Raw genomic sequence first — 5,352 nt, forward strand, 5'->3', positions numbered from 1 at the left:
CCCCGCTCACGCAGCAACCGCGCCAGCCGCCCCGCACGCGCATCCAGCTCCGCATACGTCAGCGACTCCCCACCGCACACCACCGCCACCGCATCCGGCGTCAGCCCCGCCTGCCGCTCCACCAGACCCGCCACCGACACCGACGGCACCGCCACCGCCGTGTCATTGAACCCCCGCACCACCAGCTCACGCTCGGCCGGCTCCAGGACGTTCGCCAGCGCCACCGGCCGGGCGGGGTTGTCCACCACGTCCCGGATGACCCGCACGTAGCGGTCGGCGATGGCCCGCGCCGTGCTCCGGTCGAACAGGTCGGTGGCGAACTCCAGGTAGCAGAGCATCCCGGGCCCGGTCGGGTCCGAGAAGTAGTTGAACTCCAGGTCGAACTTGGCGGTGGGAGTGGAGAGCACCTCGAACCGGGCCTTCTCCAGGCCCGGCAGGTCCAGGTCGATCCAGGCGTCGTTCTCCCAGGTGAACATCACCTGGAACAGCGGGTGGTAGGCGGTCGAGCGCTCCGGGTTGAGCACCTCCACCAGCCGCTCGAAGGGGGCGTCCTGGTTGTCGTAGGCGGCCAGGGCCTTGCCCTTGACCCGCTCCAGCAGCTCCTCGAAGGTCGGGCTGCCCGACAGGTCCGCGCGCAGCACCCAGGTGTTGACGAAGAAGCCCACCAGGTCGGTGAGGTCGTCGTCGGTGCGGCCCGCGATGGTGGAGCCGATCGGGATGTCCTGGCCGGCGCCCAGTTGCTGAAGGGTCACGGCCAGGGCGGCCTGGAGCACCATGGGGGCGGTGACCTCGTGGCGGCGCGCCAGGGCCTCGATCCGGGAGAGCAGGTCGGGCCCGAGGGGGAAGTCGACCATGTCGCCGCGGTGGCTGGCGGCCGGGGGGCGCGGCCGGTCGGCCGGCAGCGGCAGCGGCTGCGGCACCCCCGCCAGCTCCTCACGCCAGTAACGGACCTGCCCGGCCAGCACGCTCTCCGGATCGTCCTCCTCGCCCAGCACCTCCCGCTGCCACATCGTGTAGTCCACGTACTGCACCGGAAGCTCCGGCCAGTCCGGCGCCTCACCGCGCAGCCGCGCCCCGTAGGCCGCCGCCAGATCCCGCGCCAGCGGCGCCATGGACTCGCCGTCGCTGGCGATGTGGTGGATCAGCAGCACCAGCACGTGTTCCCGCTCGCCGGAGCGGAACAGGGCCGCCCGCACGGGGATCTCCGCGGCGAGGTCGAAGACGGCGGAGGCGGCCTCGGCGACGGCGGCGTCGAGGCCGTCCGGGCCCACCTCGGTCAGCGGCATCTCCAGCGCGGCCTCGTCGGCGGGCAGCACATGCTGGGCGGGAACCCCCTGGTCCTCCACGATGAGGGTGCGCAGGCTCTCGTGCCGGCCCACCACGTCCCGCAGCGCCGACCGGAGTGCCGGAACGTCCAGGTCACCCGTCATCCGCAGAACGAACGGCACGTTGTAGGTCGCCGAGGGGCCCTCGAACCGGTCGATGAACCACAGGCGGCGCTGTGCGAACGACAACGGGATCATGACTGTCCACTCCTGTTCATCCTGCGCAGACGGGGCCGGCTGGACCTCGTTGCGTTCTTCACCGTGCGCGACAGTTCGGCGATGCTGCGGGACTGGAAGATGTCCCGGATCGGCACGCTCACTCCGAGCGTCTTGCGGATGCGGCTGGTCAGCCGCGTGGCGGCCAGGGAGTCACCGCCCAGTTCGAAGAAGTCGTCGTCGATCCCGACGCGTTCGGCCCCGAGCACTTCGGCCATCAGGGAGCACAGGGTCTCCTCCTGCGGGGTGCGCGGGGCGCGGTAGACCCGGCCGGGGGCGTCGGGTTCGGGCAGCGCCGCACGGTCCAGCCGCCCGTCCGGCCTGACCGGAAGGCGGTCCAGCGGCACCACGGCGGCCGGCACCAGGGGGCGCGGCAGCCGCTCCGCGGCCAGTGCGGACAGCTCGGCGGCGCCGGGCAGGCCGGTGGCACCGTCCGCGGCGCCGGTGCCGTCGGGCCCGTCGGGGCCGGTGGCCGCGGGCTCCACGTAGCCGACCAGGCGCGGTGACCCGCCCACGGCCTCGTCCGGGCGGGCCACGACCACGGCCCGGCCCACTCCGGGATGCCCGGACAGCACCTCCTCGACCACCGCCGGGGCGATCCGGGTGCCGTGCACCGAGACCTGGCCGTCGGTGCGGCCGAGGTATTCCAGGAGGCCGTCGTCGGTCCGGCGGACCAGGTCCCCGGTGCGGTGCATGCGGGAACCGGGCGGGCCGAAGGGGTCGGCCGGGAACCGCTCCGCGGTCGCCCCGGGCCGTCCACGGTAGCCGCGGGCCACCGTGGCGCCCGCCAGGTACAGTTCGCCGACGGCGCCGGGCGGCACGGGTGCCAGGCCGGCCCCGAGCACGTGGGCGCGGACGCCGGGCAGCGGGGCGCCGATCACGGTGGCGCCGGACCGGCCGGCCGGCCCCGCGTCCCCGCTCACCTCGTGCACAGCGGCCCAGCAGACCTCGCTCTGGCGGTGGACGTGCAGCACCCGTGCGCCGGGCACCGCCTCGCGCAGCCTCCGCAGCAGGGGCGGAGGCAGGGGTTCGCCGCCGAGCAGCAGCATCCCGGCCTCGATCTCCCCGGCCGTCTCGTCGAGCAGTGCGGCCAGGGCCCGGGGGGCGGAGCTGATCAGGGCGCCGGACCAGCCGTCCGCCCCGGGTGCCCCGTCCGGCCCGGGTGCCCCGGGTGCCGGTTGGAGGGTGCCGCCGGAGCACAGCGCCGCCAGCATCTCGATCACGGCCGACTCGGAGCCGGGCGGTGAGCCTGCCAGTACCCGGTCCCCGGGCCCGATGCCGAGCCGTGGAAGCAGTCCGGTCACGCAGGCGGTCAGGTTGCCGTGCGTGAGTGCCACGGCCCGGGGCTCGCCCGGGTGGGCCGCGGTGCAGACCAGGCAGGCCAGGTTCTCCGGCCGGGCGGCGTCACCGCCGGTGCCGTCTGCGGTCCGCGGGCCCGGCAGGGCGTCCACGAGGGTGTCCGGGTCGAGGCGGACGGTTCCGGGCAGTTCCGGCAGGTGCGGGGGCGCCCCGTCCGGGGCGAGCAGCACGGCCGGCCGGATGTCGGACAGCAGCGCCGCCAGGCGGGGTGCCGGGTCCGCCGGGTCGAGCGGCAGCAGGGCGCCGCCCGCCTTGGCCACCGCCAGCAGGGCGGTCACCAGCCCCGGGGAGGGCGGCAGTGCCGCGGCGACCGGGGTTTCCGCTCCGACGCCGCGCCGGACCAGTTCCCGGGCCAGCCGGTCGCTCCGCTCGTCCAGCTCCCGGTAGGTGAGCGCACCGCCGCCGTGCCATGCCACCGCCGCGGCGTCGGGGGTGGCGGCCGCCTGCCGCCGGAAGAGTCCGGTCACGGTCCCGGCGGCGGGGGCGTCCGCGGGGACGGGCGGGGGCAGCAGCCTGTCCCGTTCGCCGGGCTCCAGCAGGTCCACCGTGCCCACCGGGCGGTCCGGATCGGCCGCGAGCTGCCGCAGAATCCGCCCGTAGCGGGCGGCGATGCGCTCCGCCGCCGCAGGGTCGAGCAGCCGCTGCTGGTACTGCACGGTCAGCCGCGGCCGGTCGGCGTCGAGGAAGACCAGCACGGTCACCGGGTAGTGGCTCGCGGTGAAGGAGCGGATGCCGGTGATGGAGATTCCGGCCGCCCGGTTCGCCTCGACGATGCCCGCCCGGTCCATGGGGAAGGATTCGAAGCCGATGATCGTGTCGAAGAGCTGGTCCGTCCCGGCGGCCTGGTGGATCTCGGCCAGGCCGTAGTGGTGGTGGTCCATCAGGGCGGCCTGCCGCTCCTGGAGGCCGGTCAGCAGCCCGGCGAGGGTGCTGCCCGGGGCGCAGCGGACCCGGACCGGCAGGGTGTTGAGGAAGGTGCCGACCATGGAGTCCACGCCGGGCACGGCGGGCGGGCGGCCGGCCACCGTGGAGGCGAAGACCACGTCCTGCTTGCCGGTCAGGGCGGCGAGCAGCACTCCCCAGGCGCCCTGCACCACGGTGTTGAGGGTGACGCCGAGTTCGGCGGCGCGCCGGACCAGGCCGCGGGCCTCGGCGGCGGACAGCGGGACATCGGCCCGCCCGATCCCGGCGCCGCCGCCGCGGCCGGCGCCGGGCACCAGGACGGTGGGCTCGTCGATCCCGGCGAGTTCCCGCGTCCAGACCCGCGCCGACTCGGCCGCGTCCTGCCGGGACCGCCAGGCGAGGAAGTCGCGGTAGCTGTGCGCCGGCGGCAGCACCGAGGGGTCGGCGCCCGAGCCGTAGAGCCGCAGCAGGTCCTGGACCAGCAGCGGCACCGACCAGCCGTCGAACAGCACGTGGTGGGCGGTCAGCACGAGTTCGGACCGCTCCGGCTCCATCCGGACCAGGGAGAGGCGCAGCATCGGCGGGGCCACCGGGTCGAAGTGCGCCTTCAGATCGTCTTCCAGGAAGCGTTCGAACGCCTCGGCGCGGGCTGCCGCGTCCAGCCCGGTCAGGTCGGTCTCCGACCAGGGCAGCGGCACGCCGTCCACCACGAGCTGGACCAGTTCGCCGGCCGAGTCGGGCCGGAAGGCGGTGCGCAGGCCGGGGTGACGGTCCAGCAGGGCCTGTCCGGCCGCCCGCAGCCGCTCCGCGTCGACCCGCCCGGTCAGGTGCAGCGCNGCCGCTCCGCGTCGACCCGCCCGGTCAGGTGCAGCGCGTACTGCACCTGGTAGGCGTCGAACTCGGAGTCGTTCATCATCGAGTGGAACAGCAGCCCGGCCTGGAGGGGGGTGGTCGGCCACACGTCCGTCAGTCCCGGGTGGCTGCGCTGCCAGGCGTCCAGGTCGGCCTGGGTGACCCGGACCAGGGGGAGGTCGGAGGGGGTGGGGCCGCCGGCGCCGGGCCGGGCGGTGTGCCGGGCCAGGGCCTGGAGGGCGGACCGCCACAGCCCGGCCAGCTCGGACAGCTCCGCCGGGGTGAGCACCCCGGCCGGGGCGGCGAACCGGGCGGCCAGGCAGGGGCCGTCCGGCGTCTCGGTCACGGTGGCGTTGATGTCCAGCTCGGCGGGGGCCGGCATCCGGGGGTCCTGGGCCGCGTCGAGTTCGGCGAGCCCGTCCACCTCGACCTGGGTGAAGCCCAGGCCGCGCAGGTGCTCCGGCATGTCGGAGGCGGTGAAGCGGCCGAGGTAGTTGAAGCCGATCTGGCCCAGCGGGTGGTCCCGGAGCACCTCGGCGGTCTGCGGGTTGAGGTGGCGCAGCAGGCCGTAGCCGATGCCCTTGTCGGGGACCCGGCGGAGCTGTTCCTTGACGGCCTTGACCGCGGCCCCGGCGGCCGGACCGCCGGTGAACGCCTCGTCCAGGTCGATGCCCGCCAGATCCAGACGCACCGGGTA

Annotated in this window: 2 protein-coding genes and 1 pseudogene; all 3 read right to left on the reverse strand. The window is 75.3% G+C overall.

Translation table 11 applies throughout. From position 1 onward, the window contains the following. Positions 1–1,523, reverse strand: a 1,523-nt coding sequence (locus GQS09_RS26755; protein ID WP_243761829.1) for a condensation domain-containing protein, incomplete at its 3' end; no start/stop codon positions are given. Further along, entirely contained in the window at positions 1,520–4,636 is a 3,117-nt protein-coding gene (locus tag GQS09_RS26760; protein ID WP_313896357.1) for a condensation domain-containing protein, read from the reverse strand. The genes GQS09_RS26755 and GQS09_RS26760, both read right to left, overlap by 4 nt. After that, positions 4,627–5,352 (reverse strand): annotated as a pseudogene (locus GQS09_RS30065) (non-ribosomal peptide synthetase); the annotation flags it as partial. The gene GQS09_RS26760 and the pseudogene GQS09_RS30065, both read right to left, overlap by 10 nt.

Origin of the sequence: Streptomyces sp. YIM 98790 (assembly GCF_011421595.1) — a bacterium.
Taxonomy (GTDB): domain Bacteria; phylum Actinomycetota; class Actinomycetes; order Streptomycetales; family Streptomycetaceae; genus Streptomyces.